This is a genomic window from Parabacteroides sp. PF5-9 (genome assembly GCF_029893105.1).
Classification (GTDB): domain Bacteria; phylum Bacteroidota; class Bacteroidia; order Bacteroidales; family Tannerellaceae; genus JARXWG01.
The window spans coordinates 126,743-143,032 of sequence record NZ_JARXWG010000007.1 but is presented as its reverse complement, the minus strand read 5'-3'; the positions used below and the strand labels follow the sequence as shown (position 1 = coordinate 143,032).

The window sequence follows — 16,290 nt, the reverse complement described above, 5'->3', positions numbered from 1 at the left end:
AAGTATCACCGCTATAAAAAAGGCGGATGAAATAGACAGCAGGATGGATATACTTTTTTTAGTTGAAAAGAGGAAAATGTGGAGTTGAAAGGTGAGCAATCGCTAGAAAACGAGACATTTGAGGCAGCAACGAAAGAAGGGTAAGTTAAAAGTAATACTTTATTTATTGATGGTCTGGCTAGTCATTTTAGTTGAAATGATAATTTTCAACTAAAATATGAAATTAAATGACGACAAATCGATTTTATATAATTGTCAATTATCCATTGTCAATTGTTCATTTGTCGAATGCGCGATGAGCGTAAAGACATTTAGGTGGCTATGGCACGGGGGTTCCACCTCTTCCCTTTCCGAACAGAGAAGTTAAGCCCCGTAACGCCGATGGTACTGCACACAATGTGGGAGAGTAGGTAGCTGCCAGTTTTTGATTAAGAGGTATATTCGATCCGAATGGAGGAATGTACCTCTTTTTTATTATATATCCCCGCAACAATCCTATTTGCGATCACCTGTGCTTTAGATACTTTTACGCAAAAGAAAGGCTGCCCTTTATAGGACAGCCTACTCTACTCTGACTACGTCTATTTTATTGTTTTGGTTGTTTTAGGTTTAATTCAATCAGGTTTTACTCATTATCTAAAAAAAGTGGTTTCGTAATCTCTTTTTACTCTTTTGTTTTTTCTGGTTTTCTGTGGCTTTTACTCTACAAATCAAATGACTAACCTTAACTTTACTTTTTCCTTAATCGTTTTTACTCTTAAATTTGTTAATCTTAGTTGTTTGGTTTTTACTCTATAAACTTGTTATCCTTTTACACTCTATTATGTATCTCTCTTGATTTCTGATACAAAGATATGGCAGGTTTTCTATCCACAGAAAGTTTCTCCTCAAAAACAAACATATAAACCGGCACTAATTTTTTTAGGCTTCAAAAAGGCAAAAAATGAACATTTATTACAACTTCTTCAAGTTGTATATTCTAATATTATCAACAAATGATCATAATATTCAAGTAAATGCCTGTTTGGTATATAGATGAAAACCGTTTTTTAATCTTGATTACTCACAGACAAACTTAGACCATATATCAAAATATGTACTACTTTTGTAACATATAGCTTCCGTGCGCGAACACACCGGGCATATAAGAGGCTAAACCGGGATTTATAATAAAGTATGGATGTTTCCTATTTAAAGCAAGTACAGTCTAATGCATACCTTTCAGATTAATTATAAACAAATATATTGTTCTTATGAAAACAAATTATGAGCTTCGTTATGCATCACACCCTCAGGATGCAAAACAGTATGATACCCATCGGTTAAGAAAAGAGTATTTGATTCAAACGCTGTTTGTCGCCGATGAAGTTAATATGGTTTACTCTTTATATGATCGGTTGATTGTTGGAGGGATTATGCCGATCGGTGAGCAATTAGTGCTTGAAACGATCGATCCGTTAAAGTCGGATTATTTCCTGGCACGTCGGGAATTCGGAACATTTAACGTCGGAGGACCAGGGAAAGTGATTGTTGATGGTTCCGTTTTCAATCTGGAATATAAAGAAGCGTTGTATCTGGGATCAGGCAATCGTGAAGTTCGTTTTGAAAGTAATGATCCGGCTAATCCGGCTAAATTTTATTTTAATTCAGCGCCCGCACATCGGAATTACCCCGACAAAAAAATTACAAAAGCAGATGCTGTTGTGGCTGAAATGGGGTCGTTAGAAGGTTCTAATCACCGTAACATTAATAAAATGCTGGTCTCTCAGGTGTTGCCTACCTGTCAATTGCAGATGGGAATGACCGAACTACGACCGGGTAGTGTCTGGAACACCATGCCGGCTCATACACATAGCCGGCGAATGGAAGCTTATTTCTATTTTGAAGTACCGGACGGACAGGCCGTTTGTCATTTTATGGGTGAGCCAACCGAAACACGCCATATCTGGATGGAAGGCGACCAGGCTGTCCTTTCACCTGAATGGTCTATTCATTCAGCGGCAGCAACAAGCAATTATACCTTTATATGGGGGATGGCCGGAGAGAATCTGGATTATGGCGATCAGGACTTTTACAAAGAGACAGAATTAAGATAAATAGATATGAAACAATTTGATTTAAAAGGAAAAGTAGCCTTGATAACAGGCGCTTCATACGGTATAGGTGCTGCTATAGCAACCGGCTTGGCAGAGGCGGGAGCGAAGATTGTATTTAATGATATCAATCAGGAGATGGTTGATAAAGGAATGGCCTTTTACAACGAAAAAAACATTCCGGCAAAAGGGTATGTTTGCGATGTAACCAACGAAACTCAGGTGAATGCCTTGGTGCAACAGATAAAAACAGAAGTCGGAACGATCGATATCCTTGTCAATAATGCAGGTATCATTAAACGTATCCCGATGCATGAGATGAGTGCTGCTGATTTCCGTCAAGTGATTGATATCGATTTAACAGGCCCTTTTATTGTCGCCAAAGCGGTGATTCCCGGAATGATCGAAAAGGGTGGGGGCAAAATTATCAATATCTGCTCGATGATGAGCGAACTTGGGCGTGAGACGGTCTCGGCGTATGCTGCAGCTAAGGGAGGATTAAAAATGCTGACCCGGAATATTGCTTCCGAATATGGAGGGTATAATATTCAGTGTAATGGTTTAGGTCCAGGTTATATTGCAACCCCGCAAACAGCACCGCTGCGCACAGAGGGGCATCCTTTTAATTCTTTTATTATCGCTAAAACCCCGGCTGCTCGCTGGGGTACTCCCGAAGACCTTGTTGGTCCGGCCGTATTCCTCGCTTCCGAAGCATCCGATTTTGTAAACGGCCATATCCTGTATGTCGACGGAGGCATATTGGCCTATATCGGCAAACAACCTTAATCCTCCAATTTGTAGCCATATGAAAAATCTGTTTTTAACAAACCTGTTATTCTTCTTGTTGGTCGCCTGTCAACAAGAATATGTCGTGATAAAGGTTACGAACTCCCTTGATTTTGACCGTCGGGAAGAGATGGTAGAAGTGAACATTCGGCAGTTAAATGTTGATTTTGCTGAAAAAAAATACCTATTGAACGATCATAAAGGCCAAGAGATCGCTTATCAGTTATTGCGTGATAATAATCAAGTGTATGCCTTGATTTTTCAGGCAGATATCCCAGCCCATTCTTCTGTCGAATATAAATTCATTGAAGGAACACCAGCCGAGGTCACGTCTAAAACGCATGCCCGTTATGTGCCGGAACGCAAAGACGATTTTGCCTGGGAAAACGATCTGTCCGTTTATCGGATGTATGGCCCGGCACTGGCCGGGGAAAATCCAAGTAACGGAGTAGACCTGTGGCTCAAACGGACAGCGGATTTGATTGTCGACAAATTCTATCACGACGAGCTGGTCGATGGCCTTTCCTATCATGTGGACCATGGACTTGGACTGGACTGTTATACTGTAGGACATACCTTGGGTGCAGGTGGAATTGCTCCATATACCGATAAACTATGGATTGGTGATCATTACAATCGCTTTGCGGTGATCGAAAACGGTCCGTTACGTTCGGTTTTTGCCTTGACCTACGATTCGGTAAAAGTAAGCCACGATTACTATACGCAGACCATCACCATTACAGTTGATGCCGGGAGTCTGTTAAATAAAGCGGTGGTACGCTATGAAGGAGCGAACCAACCGATGAAACTTGCCGGAGGTATAGTCTTACATAATGGAGAAGGAGATCGATATACAGATCCTGAAAACCAGTTAATCGCTTATGCAGAAAATGCAGTTTCCAATGCCGGAATCGCATCGGGAAGAAACTATGTAGGTGTCTATCTCCCTCAAAAAGAAGTTCAGATCAAAGAAGAAGCGAATCATTTATTGATCATGAATGATTATAAGCCGGGTACTGAGTTTGTTTACTATTTCGGTGGCGGATGGAGTCAGTGGCATTATCCGACCGATAAAGCGTGGTTCGATGCGATGGTTCGCTTCAGCCAGACTAAAACTTCTCCTTTGCAGGTAGTTCTATTGTAAATTTCGGACGATAATTTAATAGCTGTTTTTTTTATGCTGCAGACAACAGACAAACAGATGGTTATAGATAAACTGATCTTTTATCCAAGAATGTTTCTTAAGAAATGGGAATGGGCCATATATACCAACTGTGCATCAATAGCTATAACGCTTATAGTTACAGCAATAGCTTCATTAGAAGATCATTCCGGCAAATACATTTTAGAAAATTCGACTTCTCATATCTGTTTCAAAATAGCATGGATACCTATTCTGGTGATGGTTTTAGTTTATCTGTTCAGCAAAAGTGTCAACTGCTATTATAAAAACAACTATTGCGCCGTTACACTTGGACAGATCAATCAAAAATACATTGATCCCTCCATCCGACAATCGTCCTATAAAGGGTTAGCGTGGGGAAATGCTGTAACCGTTCAGGCGACCAATGAAAGGTGGGGATGGAGATTTGACCATATAGCCTTTGATGGGGAAGAGTTTTATTTCTCAATGAAAGAGCGACTCCAGGAAGAGGCTTATGAACAGTTTAGGGCAGAAAATGAATTTCGGTTCTCAGACGACTCGGTCAAATATATGTTGGAAGAAATTCCAATGGTTAGCCATGAAAAACTACTTTTACGATTGCGACAAACCTCTTTCAGCAAGATTGTCTTTGCGAAAGAGAACGGCTTAAACAGAGCCATATGTGAACAGATGATCGACAAGATGCATGGCGAAGTTCTTTTTCCACATTCACTTTGTCTGCATACTCTTATAGAGACCAAGGATCATAAGATTTTACTAACCCAAAGAGGGGAGAACTTATACTATCACCCGGGCAAATGGTCGATCTCTATCGAAGAGCAGCTTGACGGTAAAGATTTTCAATCATCGGCCAGTAAGAGAGAAGGAGGTCGAATGCGTTTGTGGTACGAGCGTATGTTGGAAGAAGAGTTAGCTTTAACCAATGAGGATGAGATTCAGTATGATTGGAGAAACGCAAAAATTCTCTCTTTGTTTCTTGAAGCAGACATTGCCAATTTTTCCTTATGCTGTGTGGGCAGACTCAATATCAATAGTGATGAACTTAGCGCGATACTGTGTAGTCGTCAGCGAAAAAGCGAGTTTAGTCGATTTGAGTTTTTAACCTTAGAAGAGACATTTATTCATATTATTAATCATCCGGATCATTTCCATCCTACAGCCGGATACAGGGTATGGATGACCTTGTTAAGTCGATACAGTATTAGTGATGTGATTAAATTGTATAATAAATATCATCACTCGCCTGAGGCAGCCCTGAAATTGAACTAAAGAAAAGGTCTATACTTAAACGATTACCATTCCTTTTTTACCATAGATGCTTATTGGTTTCTTCTGCATGACTTCCCTGTTTTTTCCAATAGGAGCAGTATTTTCTTTTCCTCTATTTAATCGTCTACCAATTGGTAGACGATCGGGCAACAGTTGGTAGACGATAGTGAACCAATTGGTAGACGATTAATCTAAGAGGGAGAAATCACTCACCCATTGAGAAGAAATCCCGAGATGAATCTGATCAAACGGATAGAGGTGGTATACTGTAGTTGAAAGCTGTAAAATACCCCACAAAGAGTCTGTTGAAATGAGTTATCTTTGAGCAAGAAGTTAATAAGTTTCATTAAAACGAATGTCCGATGAAAAAGAACGTATTAATCAGTGTAGGGTTATTGATCAGCCTTTCTGCTTTCTCACAAGGTTTTTTCCGTCTTGACTGGCATGATGAGTTTGACGGAAAGGAGTTGGATCAAAAGAAATGGAGTGTACAACTGGGAACAGGCGAGAGCGAAGGTTTGACAGATTGGGGCAATAATGAGCAGCAGTATTATACGAATGAGAACTATGTGGTAAAGGATGGGATGTTGATCATTACTGCAAAGAAAGAACAACGGGGAAATAAATTGTATACCTCTTCCCGTTTGCTTACTCGGGATAAGTACCAGACCACTTACGGACGGATAGAAGCACGAATTCGTGTGAATGCTGTCGAAGGAGTTTGGCCCGCTTTTTGGATGATGCCGCAAGAATCGTTTTATGGACAATGGGCGGCCTCCGGAGAGATCGATATTTTTGAAGGGAAAGGGCGTTTGCCTTATCAATATAGCGGGGCGATTCATTATGGTGGATCGTGGCCGCGGAATACTTACTCGGGAACAGGGGAACTACATATCCCCAATGGAGGCAGACTGGATGATTTTCATCTGTATGCCATCGAGTGGAGTCCGGATAAAATGAGCTGGTATTGTGATGATGTGCCACTGGCCGAGGTGAAAGGCTGGTATTCGGAAAACGGGACAACAGGCGCACCTTTTGACCGTGATTTTTATATCCTGTTGAATCTGGCCATCGGTGGAAATTTTGATGAAGGGCGTATGCCTCCGGGTGATTTTATATCTGCGGAGATGAGAGTGGATTATGTGCGGGTCTATAAATGGGATGATTATTTATCAGAGAAGGAAACCGTTGATCACAATGTTTCGGTTATTTCTCCTGAGATAACAATTTCCCAATCGGAACATGAAATAGTCATACATTCTCCTTATACTATTCGAACTGCCAGCTTGTATACGATGAGTGGAAAATTGACCACTCAAACAGATCGGACGAATATTTTAAATACTTCTACTTTGGATAGAGGCCACTATATATTATATGTACAAGACACCAATGGCTCGAATACATTTAAGGTGGTTATTATGTGATCTAACGTAACTCGATATAAGAAAAAAGTATTCAATCCGAAGAATACTTGAAGATAGTGAAGGCGAACGCCACAGGGATTTAATGTGAATAACCCCGGGTGAAGAGGAGCGTAGCGGATCGACCCGGGGTTATTCACATTAAATCCCTGCGGGATTTGGCCTTTGGAAAACCTTCAAACATTACACAATATAAAGATCACACAAACTGTTCCCATCTTCAAATCTTACACTATCTGAAGATAAATCTTTATATCGAGCTCACGTTAATCTAATCTATTCCCGTTAGCGGATGATTTGGGAAAGAACCTATGCGGTCAGCTCTTTCCCAGAGCCTGTTCCAGATCGTTCAATAAATCTTCAATATGTTCTGTTCCTATTGATAGACGTATGGTATTGGGTTTGATACCTTGTTCTGTCAGTTCCTGTTTATTGAGTTGCGAATGGGTGGTAGTTGCCGGATGAATAACCAGAGATTTGACATCTGCCACATTGGCCAATAAGGAAAATATTTCGAGGTGATCAATAAAACGATGTGCTTCCTTTTCTCCTCCTTTGATTTCAAAGGTGAAGATGGAGCCGGCACCGTTTGGGAAATAGGTCTTGTATAGGGCATGATCAGGATGTTCGGGTAAAGACGGATGGTTTACTTTCTCTACTTTCGGATGATTTTGAAGATAGTCAATCACTTTAAGTGCATTCTCCACATGCCGCTCGACACGAAGGGAAAGTGTTTCCAGTCCCTGGAGCAGGAGAAAAGAGTTCAGGGGACTAATTGTTGCTCCTGTATCGCGAAGCAGGATTGCCCGAACACGAACCACATAAGCAGCCGATCCGGCGGCATCAACAAAACGGACACCGTGATAACTTGGGTCAGGTTCTGTTAGCTGTGGGAATTTACCGGAAGCTGCCCAATCAAATTTTCCCGAATCAACAATAACACCTCCCAAAGAGGAGCCATGACCTCCTATAAATTTCGTGGCAGAATGAACCACGATATCTGCGCCGTATTCAATTGGACGGATCAGATACGGGGTGCCAAACGTATTGTCTACAATAAGTGGAATGTGATGTTTATGCGCAATGGCTGCTACCGCTTTAATATCGATTATATTTGAGTTGGGATTACCTAGTGTCTCGATAAAAATAGCTTTGGTATTCTTCCGAATGGCTTGTTCGAAGTTCGAGAGATCAGAAGGATCGACAAATGTTGTTGTGATTCCGTAAGCAGACAGTGTGTGAGCCAGCAAATTATAGGTACCGCCGTAAATGGTTTTGGCGGATATAATATGATCACCCGCACGGGTGATATTTTCAAGTGCGTAAGTGATTGCAGCTGCGCCTGAAGCAACGGCTAGTCCGGCTATACCTCCTTCAAGAGCAGCTACCCGTTGTTCGAAAACACTTTGGGTGGGATTGGTCAGACGGGCATAGATATTTCCTATATCAGTCAGGCCGAAACGTGCCGCGGCATGAGCTGAATCGCGGAAAACGTATGATGTCGTTTGATAAATAGGAACTGCCCGCGAATCAGTTGCCGAATCGGGTTGCTCTTGTCCTACGTGAAGCTGTAATGTCTCGAAATGTAATTTTTTTCTTTTCATAACCGGGTAATTTAACAGATGTCTTAATTTGTGTTATTTCTGACAAAATTATATTACAAAGAAATATCAAACAATAAAATTGAAAAATATGGAAAATGTTACTAAATTTGATGTTGTTTATAGTGTATATTTCCGGTTGAGATAATGAGATAACCCGTTTAAAGAATTTTATTCTATGGATGTTTTAGATAAAACTGATTTACAGATCCTGCGAATTATGCAGGATAATTCCAAATTGACCACCAAAGAGCTTGCATCGCAAGTCAACCTCTCTACAACTCCTGTGTTCGAACGTCTTAAACGACTCGAAGCAGAGGGTTATATTAAAAGATATATCGCGGTATTGGATGCCGGAAAACTGAACTATGGATTTGTTGTATTCTGTAGTGTAAAACTAAGAAGACTGAATCGTGATATCGCCGGAGAATTCACCCGTATCATACAAGATATCCCGGAGGTCACCGAATGTTATAATATCTCCGGGGAGTATGACTTTCTATTGAAAATCCATGCTCCCGATATGAAGTATTATCAGGAGTTTATCCTGAATGTGCTTGGTACGATTGATAGTCTGGGTTCTTTGACGAGTACATTTGTGATGGCAGATATTAAGCACAATTATGGAATTCCGATTTGAAAATGAAGTGGGGTGGTGTATTTTACGAATAAATAAAAAACACCCAAACTTACAATGCGGGGTGTAAATCTGGGTGTTGTTTTGAATTATACTTGGTTGTGGAGCATATCGGACTCGAACCGATCACCTTTAGACTGCCAGTCTAACGCTCTAGCCAGATGAGCTAATGCCCCGTGATTTTCGTGTGCAAATATAGGCGTTTTCCTGAGATATGCGTTATCTTTGTGAGAGAAATTTGATGAAAAAGATGATCGTATACAATACTACTTTTCATATTGATAAAGATATACTACAGGAATCCCTGAATTATCTGAAAAAAGAATATATCCCTCAAGCCATAGTCAGTGGTTTTCTGCAAAATCCATGTCTGCGCCGTATCATGCATGCGTCGGATGATGGGGGAGAAAGTTATTCTGTTCAGTTTCATGTAAAGAATGTGGAAACGTTGAATGACTGGATAAAACAAGAAGGCGCTTTGTTGCAAAAAAGACTGGTACAACAATTTGGAAATAAGATGACCGGATTTACCACCTTATTGGAAGAGATAAATCTGGGACATGAATAAGGATCGTATCATATTAGGGATAGACCCCGGTACCATTGTGATGGGATATGGTATACTGGTTGTTGAAGGGAAAAAACCACGGTTGGAAGCGATGGGTATACTGCAATTGGATAAATTTGAGGATCATTATCTGCGTTTACGAAAGATCTTTGACCGGGTACTTAGTTTGATTGATCAGTATCATCCGGATGAGTTGGCCATTGAAGCTCCTTTCTTTGGAAAAAATGTACAGAGTATGCTTAAATTAGGACGTGCCCAGGGAGTCGCAATGGCTGCGGCTTTGGAGCGTGATATCCCGATTTTTGAATATGCGCCTTTAAAGATAAAAATGTCGATTACCGGAAATGGCAACGCCTCCAAAGAACAGGTGGCCGGAATGTTACAACGGATATTACATATTCCAGGGGAATCGATGCTGCCTCAGTTGGATGCAACGGATGGATTGGCTGCAGCTTTATGTCATTACTACCAAACAAATAACCCCGTATCGGAAAAGAAGTATTCGGGTTGGAAAGATTTTATTGCTAAAAACCCGGGAAAAGTTAAAAAATAAAGTATCATCAGTATGTTCTGGCCATTTTATACGAATGTTTATTTATTAAAAGTGATTCCATTTATCGGAGGTTGGCTGGCTGACCGCCTATTGGGTGATCCGGAGAAATGGCCTCATCCGGTGGTCTTGTTTGGTAAGTTGATTGCTGCCGGTGAAAAGGAGTTTAACAAAGGGAAAAACAAGGTTTCAAATGGTGGACTTATGGCTGCGATACTAATTGTATCAACGTTTGGTATTACGGATGGTATACTCATGAGTCTTTCCCGGTGGATCGATCCGTTATTTACCGCTTTACTGACCGGTATCGGGGTCTTTTTCTGTTTGTCGGGGAAAACTCTGATCAATGAGGTAAAGGGGGTATTTGAAGCAGTGAACAGAAATACGGAAGAGGGGAGGATACAATTGTCGCGTATTGTTGGCAGAGATACATCTTGTCTGACTCCTCAGGAGATACGAACTGCAGCCTTGGAATCATTAGCAGAGAACCTGAGTGATGGTGTGATAGCACCGATGTTTTGGTTTGCTGTTTTAGGTCTACCCGGTATGATGGCTTATAAAATGATCAATACACTTGATTCGATGATTGGGTATAAAAATGAACGTTACTTGGAGTTTGGACGGATAGCGGCACAATTAGACGATATTGCCAATTATATCCCTGCCCGTATGACGGCTTATTTGATGTTGTTGGTGTCGGGGTGCTGGGATAAACGTTCGTTCATACAACAATACGGACGGGCACATACGAGTCCGAATGCTGGTTATCCTGAAGCAGCAATGGCTGCAATTTTGGATTGTCGTTTTGGAGGTGCGCATGATTATTTTGGTGAAGAGATTGAGAAACCATATATCGGAACGAATGATCGTTTATTTACGGATGAAGATCTTGTTAAGGCTGTTCAGGTAAATAGCCACACTGAATTATTGATGGGAATTGTTGTTCTTGTTTTTATTTTACTTAATCCTTTATGGCACATATAATTCTTATTACCGGAGGACAGCGATCCGGCAAAAGCCGATATGCCCAACAGTTGGCGCTGTCATTATCAGACCGGCCGGTTTATTTGGCCACTTCCAGGGTCTGGGATGAAGAGTTCAAACAAAGGGTTATACGTCATCAGAAAGACCGTAGTTCGGAATGGATCAATATAGAAGAAGAAAAATACCCTTCCCATCATAATCTGAGGAATAAGACGGTGGTGGTCGATTGTGTCACATTATGGGCAACTAATTTTTTCTTTGATAACCAAAGTGATGTGGAATTATCTCTTTCTCAATTGAAAGATGAATTCAATAAACTGACAGAAATAGAAGCGACGCTTATTTTTATAACCAATGAAATCGGTATGGGAGGAACTTCGCCGGATGAATTACAACGGAAATTTACCGATCTTCAGGGATGGTTCAATCAATATATTGCGTCGTGTGCCAATGAGGTGATCTTGATGGTTAGCGGCTTACCTTTAACTGTAAAAAAATAAATTGAAACCAGATGAAAATATTTCAGATAAGTAAACCTGATATTGCGATTATTCCAGCATTGGAAGTAAAGATCAATGATTTGACAAAACCCAAAGGTTCTTTGGGACGTTTGGAGGAGTTGGCGATTCAGATCGGTTGGATTCAGCAGTCGCTTTCTCCCGAACTCAGTTCTCCTGTCAATGTAATTTATGCGGCTGATCATGGGATAGCTGATGAAGGGGTTAGTAAATCACCTAAGGAGGTGACTCGCCAGGTGATTCATAATTTTCTGAATGGAGGAGCAGGTGTCTGCTTTCTGGCTCGTCAACACGGTTTTGAGTTAAAGATTGTTGATGGGGGAGTGGACTTTGATTTCCCACCAATTCCTCAACTGATCGACAGGAAGATCCGAAAAGGAACACGAAACTTTCTGTATGAACCGGCCATGACCCGTGAAGAGGTCGATCTGGCCATACAATACGGAGCAGAGATTGTTTCTGAATGTCATAGCAGAGGTTGCAATGTGATCAGTTTCGGAGAAATGGGAATTGGTAACACGGCAACTTCAAGTATGTGGATGACCTGCTTGACGGATATCCCTTTATGTGATTGCGTAGGAGCCGGAAGCGGCTTGGATGATGAAGGGGTACAACATAAACAACGGGTTTTACAAAAAGCGCTTGACAACTATTCCGGTAGTAGAGAAGTATTGGAGGTATTGACTTATTTTGGTGGGTATGAGATGGTCATGGCTGTAGGTGGTATGTTACAAGCCGCAGAATTACATATGATTATTCTGGTGGACGGTTTTATCATGACGAATAGTGTTCTGGCTGCCTCCCGGTTGTATCCGGAGATGCTTTCTTATTGCATTTTCGGTCATTGTGGAGATGAGGCCGGACATAAACGATTGTTGGATGTTCTGGGAGTAAAACCGTTATTGGATTTGGGACTTCGTCTGGGAGAGGGTTCGGGTTCGGTTTGTGCTTATCCGATTGTTGAATCGGCTGTCCGAATGCTCAATGAGATGCATAGTTTTGGCCAAGCTTCGATTACAAAATATTTTTAATATGCAGCGGGTATTGGCGGCATTTATCTTTTTTACACGGTTGCCTTTCTGGCGATTAGGGAATGTTTCTGCCGAATATTTTAAGAATGTAGTCAGTTACTGGTCGTTGACAGGTTGGCTAACAGCAGGACTTTCGGTCTTGACGCTTTATATATCCGCACTTTTTCTACCAGGAACTGTAGCCATATTGTTGGCAATAATAACCCGGTTATTGGTTACCGGTTGTTTACATGAAGATGGACTGGCTGATTTCTTTGACGGTTTTGGTGGGGGAAACACACGTGATCGCATTTTGACGATCATGAAAGATTCACATATCGGAACCTATGGGGTCGTAGGTTTAATCTGTTATTTCGGACTCTATTTTGCTATTCTTGTCGCTTTACCTCTTGAACTTACAGGCGCAGTGATGTTAGTTGCCGATCCTTATTCGAAAAGTGTATCGAGTATGATAATCAACCGTCTTCCTTATGTGCGTACTTCGGAGACTTCGAAAAATAAAACAGTTTATAATCGGATGAATAAAAAGGAATATTTCATTAGTTTCCTTTTTGGATTATTACCTTTGCTGTGGTTGCCTCATCCGGTTTATCTATTTGCTTGTATACTACCAGTGTTGATCTGGTTTATATTAACCTCATTCATGAACAGAAAGTTACAAGGATATTCCGGAGATTGTTGCGGTGCCACATTTTTACTTTGTGAACTAAGCTTTTATCTGGGAATTTTGATTATTTATGTGAATCAGTAGTTATGGAGATTTATTTGGTTAGACATACGTCGGTAGACGTTCCTATAGGCTATACATACGGACAGACAGATGTTCCGTTAAAACCAACTTTTGAAGAAGAGGCAGCAGTGGTTCAATCCAATCTCTCAGGCCTCTCTTTTGACCGGGTATGGACCAGTCCGCTGTCGCGTTGTGTTCGTCTGGCAACCTATTGCGGGTATGGGGATGCTCACCGTGAGGATCGGATTAAAGAGATCAATTTCGGTGATTGGGAGATGCGTTCATGGGACGAGTTGTCGAATGACCCGGCATCGGATGTGTTTTTTAAAGACTGGATCAATACCTCATCACCTAACGGTGAGAGTATGATGGATCTTTTTAATCGAGTGAGTGAATTTCTGAATGAGTTAAAAGCGAGTGCTTATAATCGTGTCTGTTTGTTTGCGCACGGAGGTGTTTTGACTTGTGCACGTATTTATGCCGGAGAATATGAAATGAAAGAGGCGTTTGATCGTATGCCTTCGTATGGGGAAGTGATAAAAATCGATATCTAATAAAAGAAAGCCGGTTTAGTGATAGGTATCTACTAAACCGGCTTAACGAGAATCAGTCTATTTTTTCATCTTCCTCTTTCTGCTCACTCTCTTCGAGAATGTTTATCATTTCAAATTTAGGGAGTGTATATTTATCCAGGAAGTCATCCTGTAATCTGAATATCAGTGATTCGGAGATTACATCCTCTTCCAGAAATTCTTCCGCTTCGGGATACTTTTCCAGTATGACTTCATTGGATGTTTTTAGTTTCGAACGAATGACTTTAAAGAATTTGATTTCATTGTATTCCACTTTTTCATCTACTTTAATCGTTTCGATAACGGCACCTATGAGTTTAAGTTCTTCCTCTTCCGAAAAATGAAATGTACCAAGTTCTTCAAAATATTTTTTCAGGAATAATAAACCCTCTTTGTTAATGGCTGAAAGTAAACGATCTAATTCTGCATGGATGTCGATATCACCGAATAGTTTCTTCTGACTGTGCATCTCTTTGATCAACTGAACTTCTCTATCGTCTATATTGCCATCACAGGCCATACAGGAGAATACGGTTTTCAAAAGCAGTTGATTAAAATTTAATTGTTCCATATCATTTTTTTATAAAACCAACACTTGGTAGTTTATTTGTTTTAGCCGGAGTCTCTCCTTCCATTTCCGCTTTTATCTGTAAATAACTGTCTAATTCGTTTCTGGAAATAGAAGGTGGCCGTTTTTTTATTGTTCCCAGAATAATTTCCATAGAAATGCGGGACTTTAATTTTAATGCTTCCCGGGATGCTTCGTCGCACAAGAATTTAATATCACTTGAGACATAACTGTCAGTCGCTGTAGCCAGTGAATGATAATCGATACCTATCTCTTTAGGACGTTTTTTCAGGTAGAGTTTGAACATCTCTTTTCTGGCTTCGAAGTCCGGAGGTGGGATAAAGATATGTTTATCCAATCGGCCGGAGCGAAGTATAGCCGAATCGATAGAACTGGGTTTGTTGGTTGCTCCGATGATGAATACGCCATCGTCTCCGATATTGTTCATTTGCGCCAGAAATTCGTTGACCGCACTCGTATTCATATGGTTCACACTGGCATTATCCCTGCTTGGCACCAAGGCATCCAATTCGTCAATAAAAACGATACTCGGTGCATTTTTACGAGCCTCGTCGAAAAGCGTTTTAATGTTTTCCTGTGTGGCGTTTACCCATTTACTTTGAATGTCGGAAGGTTTGATCTGGTAAAAATTAAAACCGATCTCTTCCGCTGTTTTCTCCGCAAAAAAAGTTTTTCCACAACCGGGAGGACCATACAATAGTATGCCATTTGGGATTGTTAAGCCATATTCAGCATAACGTTCTTTATCATTCAGAGCATCAATTACATCTAGCTTGATCGTCTCTTTTAATTCCTGCATCCCTGCGATATCTTCGAAACCTCCACCTTTCTTTTTCTCTTTTGTCTGAATACTTTGGGGTGATGGTTGGGTCTGTGCGGGTATTTCCACTTCTATCTCTCCATTCAATGCCTGTATAAATTCTTTGACACTTTTGAAACGGTGTTCGGCTTCAGGCTGTAATGCTTTCGTAATGATATGAAGCGTTTCCGGCTCAACGTTGATCTCCGAGTTAACGACTTTCAACGGTTTTTTTCTCTCTTTGAGTATGGCCTCTTCCAGATTGACCGTATCTGATTTGTAACGGGATATTTCAATAAACCAGGGCGGCAGACCGAATAACAAATGATAATATAATGCTCCTACAGCAAAGATATCACTTTGCACAGAGAAGATGTGATTAAACATCTCATTGGCCATATAGAAGGGGTTTAATCCTTCACTGTAAAAATCTTTGTGCGACTGGTTGAGATAACGCGCATATCCGAAATCAATAATCTTACCTACGCTTACTTTTCCAGCCAGATCGAGCATGATGTTTTGATTGGTCAGATCGTTATGGATAATCGGATGTTCCAGATTATGCAGGTAATTCAAACCGTTCAATACACCCAATATCAGGTCTTTGGCGTCATAGGGATTGATATTCTTCTCCCGGTTTGTTTGTTCTGCCAGCGTTTCCCCACTAATGAAATCAAGAACGACATAACCATATTTCTGATTATCAATCAACAGGTCACCACTATCTCTATATTTGACAATGTTAGGATGTTGAAGTTGTTTCAGTAGTTCAATCTCAAGTACATCGCCTTCGGACGTGAATTGTGTACGATGAAGTTTTGTGTACGAAAACAGCTTGAAAAACCGTGTTTTCCCATCCGGATCTTTCACCCGATAAGATTCTGCATATTTCCCTTTTTTTAGGAAAAAAGCGATCTCGTATTTGTTATCGATCAGCTGACCTTTGGATAATATGGATTGTTTTTGAGTCATAA

General features: G+C 40.7%; 16 protein-coding genes, 1 tRNA gene and 1 rRNA gene. 14 read left to right on the top strand and 4 right to left on the bottom strand.

Annotated elements, in window-relative coordinates; genetic code table 11:
- The first annotated feature begins 311 nt into the window (after positions 1-311).
- The 6 genes from rrf (at position 312) to M2135_RS06105 (ending at position 6,740) form a co-directional block, all read left to right on the top strand.
- Positions 312-423, top strand: a 5S ribosomal RNA gene (gene rrf / locus M2135_RS06130).
- Between the two features lie 830 nt (positions 424-1,253).
- Positions 1,254-2,096 (top strand): 5-dehydro-4-deoxy-D-glucuronate isomerase, encoded by an 843-nt coding sequence (gene kduI, locus M2135_RS06125; RefSeq protein ID WP_280747726.1) that lies wholly within the window; start codon positions 1,254-1,256, stop codon positions 2,094-2,096.
- Between the two features lie 6 nt (positions 2,097-2,102).
- The gene (locus tag M2135_RS06120) at positions 2,103-2,879 is read left to right on the top strand and encodes a gluconate 5-dehydrogenase (RefSeq protein ID WP_280747725.1); all 777 of its coding nucleotides are present in this window, start codon (positions 2,103-2,105) and stop codon (positions 2,877-2,879) included.
- A gap of 19 nt (positions 2,880-2,898) precedes the next feature.
- Positions 2,899-4,023: a DUF4861 family protein gene (locus M2135_RS06115; protein ID WP_280747724.1), complete on the top strand. Its 1,125-nt coding sequence runs from the start codon at positions 2,899-2,901 to the stop codon at positions 4,021-4,023.
- A 33-nt stretch (positions 4,024-4,056) separates the two neighbouring features.
- Positions 4,057-5,313: a hypothetical protein gene (locus tag M2135_RS06110; protein WP_280747723.1), complete on the top strand. Its 1,257-nt coding sequence runs from the start codon at positions 4,057-4,059 to the stop codon at positions 5,311-5,313.
- Positions 5,314-5,675: 362 nt separating this feature from the next.
- A complete protein-coding gene (locus M2135_RS06105) occupies positions 5,676-6,740 on the top strand; it encodes a family 16 glycosylhydrolase (RefSeq protein WP_280747722.1) in 1,065 nt (354 codons plus the stop codon).
- 314 nt (positions 6,741-7,054) lie between these two features.
- Here the strand turns inward: M2135_RS06105 and M2135_RS06100 are convergent, their stop codons facing one another.
- Positions 7,055-8,341 (bottom strand): O-acetylhomoserine aminocarboxypropyltransferase/cysteine synthase, encoded by a 1,287-nt coding sequence (locus M2135_RS06100; protein ID WP_280747721.1) that lies wholly within the window; start codon positions 8,339-8,341, stop codon positions 7,055-7,057.
- A 175-nt stretch (positions 8,342-8,516) separates the two neighbouring features.
- On the opposite strand from M2135_RS06100, the gene M2135_RS06095 reads away from it, so the two are divergent.
- A complete protein-coding gene (locus M2135_RS06095) occupies positions 8,517-8,978 on the top strand; it encodes an Lrp/AsnC family transcriptional regulator (protein WP_280747720.1) in 462 nt (153 codons plus the stop codon).
- Between the two features lie 99 nt (positions 8,979-9,077).
- Here the strand turns inward: M2135_RS06095 and M2135_RS06090 are convergent.
- Positions 9,078-9,151 (bottom strand) — tRNA-Ala (locus tag M2135_RS06090).
- Positions 9,152-9,225: 74 nt separating this feature from the next.
- On the opposite strand from M2135_RS06090, the gene M2135_RS06085 reads away from it, so the two are divergent.
- From M2135_RS06085 to cobC, 7 genes are read left to right on the top strand one after another with little or no spacing between them, the layout of a single operon-like run.
- The gene (locus M2135_RS06085) at positions 9,226-9,543 is read left to right on the top strand and encodes a DUF4286 family protein (RefSeq protein WP_280747727.1); all 318 of its coding nucleotides are present in this window, start codon (positions 9,226-9,228) and stop codon (positions 9,541-9,543) included.
- On the top strand, positions 9,536-10,096 hold the full coding sequence (gene ruvC, locus M2135_RS06080) for a crossover junction endodeoxyribonuclease RuvC (protein WP_280747719.1): 561 nt from the start codon (positions 9,536-9,538) through the stop codon (positions 10,094-10,096). The genes M2135_RS06085 and ruvC overlap by 8 nt, the downstream gene beginning before the upstream one ends.
- A gap of 12 nt (positions 10,097-10,108) precedes the next feature.
- Positions 10,109-11,077 carry an adenosylcobinamide-phosphate synthase CbiB gene (gene cbiB, locus M2135_RS06075; protein WP_280747718.1) on the top strand — a complete coding sequence of 323 codons (969 nt, stop codon included), beginning with the start codon at positions 10,109-10,111 and terminating at the stop codon, positions 11,075-11,077.
- Positions 11,065-11,577, top strand: coding sequence for a bifunctional adenosylcobinamide kinase/adenosylcobinamide-phosphate guanylyltransferase (locus M2135_RS06070; protein ID WP_280747717.1), 513 nt, complete (start codon positions 11,065-11,067; stop codon positions 11,575-11,577). Before cbiB ends, M2135_RS06070 begins: the two co-directional genes overlap by 13 nt.
- A gap of 11 nt (positions 11,578-11,588) precedes the next feature.
- Complete coding sequence (gene cobT, locus M2135_RS06065) at positions 11,589-12,626, top strand: nicotinate-nucleotide--dimethylbenzimidazole phosphoribosyltransferase (protein ID WP_280747716.1); 1,038 nt, start codon at positions 11,589-11,591, stop codon at positions 12,624-12,626.
- Between the two features lies 1 nt (position 12,627).
- On the top strand, positions 12,628-13,377 hold the full coding sequence (cobS, locus tag M2135_RS06060) for an adenosylcobinamide-GDP ribazoletransferase (RefSeq protein ID WP_280747715.1): 750 nt from the start codon (positions 12,628-12,630) through the stop codon (positions 13,375-13,377).
- A gap of 2 nt (positions 13,378-13,379) precedes the next feature.
- Positions 13,380-13,910 carry an alpha-ribazole phosphatase gene (gene cobC / locus M2135_RS06055; RefSeq protein ID WP_280747714.1) on the top strand — a complete coding sequence of 177 codons (531 nt, stop codon included), beginning with the start codon at positions 13,380-13,382 and terminating at the stop codon, positions 13,908-13,910.
- Between the two features lie 52 nt (positions 13,911-13,962).
- Here the strand turns inward: cobC and M2135_RS06050 are convergent, their stop codons facing one another.
- Together M2135_RS06050 and M2135_RS06045 are read right to left on the bottom strand one after the other, a co-directional pair.
- Positions 13,963-14,499: a TerB family tellurite resistance protein gene (locus tag M2135_RS06050; RefSeq protein WP_280747713.1), complete on the bottom strand. Its 537-nt coding sequence runs from the start codon at positions 14,497-14,499 to the stop codon at positions 13,963-13,965.
- A 1-nt stretch (position 14,500) separates the two neighbouring features.
- On the bottom strand, positions 14,501-16,288 hold the full coding sequence (locus M2135_RS06045) for an AAA family ATPase (RefSeq protein WP_280747712.1): 1,788 nt from the start codon (positions 16,286-16,288) through the stop codon (positions 14,501-14,503).
- Positions 16,289-16,290 lie beyond the last annotated feature (2 nt).

Excerpts from the sequence above, each read along its gene's own strand:
- M2135_RS06115 (WP_280747724.1), top strand. The coding sequence starts at position 2,899 with ATGAAAAATCTGTTTTTAACAAACCTGTTATTCTTCTTGTTGGTCGCC.
- M2135_RS06095 (WP_280747720.1), top strand. The coding sequence starts at position 8,517 with ATGGATGTTTTAGATAAAACTGATTTACAGATCCTGCGAATTATGCAG.
- cobC (WP_280747714.1), top strand. The coding sequence starts at position 13,380 with ATGGAGATTTATTTGGTTAGACATACGTCGGTAGACGTTCCTATAGGC.
- M2135_RS06105 (WP_280747722.1), top strand. The coding sequence starts at position 5,676 with ATGAAAAAGAACGTATTAATCAGTGTAGGGTTATTGATCAGCCTTTCT.
- M2135_RS06070 (WP_280747717.1), top strand. The coding sequence starts at position 11,065 with ATGGCACATATAATTCTTATTACCGGAGGACAGCGATCCGGCAAAAGC.
- cobS (WP_280747715.1), top strand. The coding sequence starts at position 12,628 with ATGCAGCGGGTATTGGCGGCATTTATCTTTTTTACACGGTTGCCTTTC.
- cobT (WP_280747716.1), top strand. The coding sequence starts at position 11,589 with ATGAAAATATTTCAGATAAGTAAACCTGATATTGCGATTATTCCAGCA.
- kduI (WP_280747726.1), top strand. The coding sequence starts at position 1,254 with ATGAAAACAAATTATGAGCTTCGTTATGCATCACACCCTCAGGATGCA.
- M2135_RS06100 (WP_280747721.1), bottom strand. The coding sequence starts at position 8,341 with ATGAAAAGAAAAAAATTACATTTCGAGACATTACAGCTTCACGTAGGA.
- M2135_RS06120 (WP_280747725.1), top strand. The coding sequence starts at position 2,103 with ATGAAACAATTTGATTTAAAAGGAAAAGTAGCCTTGATAACAGGCGCT.
- M2135_RS06050 (WP_280747713.1), bottom strand. The coding sequence starts at position 14,499 with ATGGAACAATTAAATTTTAATCAACTGCTTTTGAAAACCGTATTCTCC.
- M2135_RS06110 (WP_280747723.1), top strand. The coding sequence starts at position 4,057 with ATGCTGCAGACAACAGACAAACAGATGGTTATAGATAAACTGATCTTT.
- cbiB (WP_280747718.1), top strand. The coding sequence starts at position 10,109 with ATGTTCTGGCCATTTTATACGAATGTTTATTTATTAAAAGTGATTCCA.
- ruvC (WP_280747719.1), top strand. The coding sequence starts at position 9,536 with ATGAATAAGGATCGTATCATATTAGGGATAGACCCCGGTACCATTGTG.
- M2135_RS06045 (WP_280747712.1), bottom strand. The coding sequence starts at position 16,288 with ATGACTCAAAAACAATCCATATTATCCAAAGGTCAGCTGATCGATAAC.
- M2135_RS06085 (WP_280747727.1), top strand. The coding sequence starts at position 9,226 with ATGATCGTATACAATACTACTTTTCATATTGATAAAGATATACTACAG.